The organism is Streptomyces pathocidini, from assembly GCF_001418495.1.
GTDB lineage: Bacteria > Actinomycetota > Actinomycetes > Streptomycetales > Streptomycetaceae > Streptomyces > Streptomyces pathocidini.
Genome location: NZ_LIQY01000447.1, coordinates 1 through 1,489 on the forward strand (window position 1 = coordinate 1; position 1,489 = coordinate 1,489).

General features: G+C 78.4%; 1 protein-coding gene. It reads left to right on the forward strand.

The window, feature by feature from the left end; genetic code table 11:
- The coding region (gene cydC, locus AOK16_RS19930; RefSeq protein WP_107098411.1) for a thiol reductant ABC exporter subunit CydC at nt 1-1,489 on the forward strand (1,489 nt) is incomplete at both ends.

Here is a 1,489-nt window from a genome sequence, read left to right on the forward strand (position 1 = left end):
GGCCCGGGAGGGGCGGGCAGCCACGCACCGGCCGTCTCCATCCGCTCGCGCGGGTACGTGCCTTGGCCCGGGCCCGGCGTGGGCGGTTCGGGTTGGCGCTGGTGCTCGGGAGTCTCGCGTTGGCGAGCGCCGTGGGGCTCATGGCAGTGTCGGGATGGCTGATCTCACGGGCCTCGCAGCAGCCGCCCGTGCTCTATCTGATGGTGGCCGTGACGGCCACCCGCGCCTTCGGGATCGGCCGGGCCGTGTTCCGCTACGCCGAGCGGCTCGTCGCGCACGACGCCGCCCTCCGCATGCTCGCCGCCCTTCGCGTGAGCGTGTACGCGCGGCTGGAGCGCCTCGCCCCGGCAGGCCTGGGGCAGACCCGGCGCGGCGACCTCCTCTCCCGGCTCGTCGCCGACGTCGACGCCCTCCAGGACTACTTCCTGCGCTGGCTGCTGCCGGCGGGCGCCGCCGCGCTCGTCGGCGCCGGAGCCGTCGGCTTCACCGCCTGGCTGCTCCCCGAGGCGGGCGCCGTGCTCGCCGCCGGGCTGCTGGTCGCGGGTGTTGGGGTCCCGCTGCTCTCCGGCGCGCTGGCGCGCCGCGCCGAGCGGCGGCTCGCGCCCGCGCGCGGGGCGCTCGCGACGAGGGTCCTCGACCTGCTCACCGGCACCGCCGAGCTGACGGTGGCGGGCGCGCTCCCGTCCCGTACCCGCGAAGCGCGCCGCGCGGACGCCGAGTTGACCCGCTCGGCGGCCCGCTCCGCGGCGGCCGCCGGGGCCGGGGCCGGGTTGTCGGCTCTGGTGTGCGGGCTGACGGTGGCCGCCGCCGCGTGGGCGGGCGTGAACGCCGTGTACGACGGCCGGCTCGCGGGTGTGGCCCTGGCCGTGGTCGTGCTGACCCCGCTCGCCGCGTTCGAGGCGGTGGCCGGACTCCCCCTCGCTGTCCAGCACCGCCAGCGCAGCCGCCGCGCGGCCGAGCGGGTGCTGGAGGTGCTGGACGCGCCCGCGCCCGTACGCGAGCCGGATGCGCCCGCGCCCGTACCCGCGACACCGTTCCCGCTGGCCGTACGGAACCTCACCGCCCGCCACCCCGGGCAGCGCGTCCGCGCGCTCGACGGCCTCGACCTGGATCTCGTACCGGGCCGCCGGGTCGCCGTCGTGGGGCCCTCGGGGTCCGGCAAGACGACGCTGGCGCAGGTGCTGCTCCGGTTCCTGGACGCCGAGAGCGGCACATACACGCTGGCCGGGACGTCCGGCGCGGCGCTCGACGGGGAGGCCGTGCGGCGGATGGTCGGTCTGTGCGCCCAGGACGCGCACGTCTTCGACAGCTCCCTGCGCGAGAACCTGCGCCTGGCCCGCCCCGGCGCGGACGAGGCCGAGCTGCGCGCCGCCCTCGCGCGGGCCCGGCTGCTCGACTGGGTCGACGCCCTGCCCGAGGGTCTGGACACCCTGGTCGGCGAGCACGGCGCCCGGATGTCCGGCGGCCAGCGGCAGCGGCTCGCGCTGGC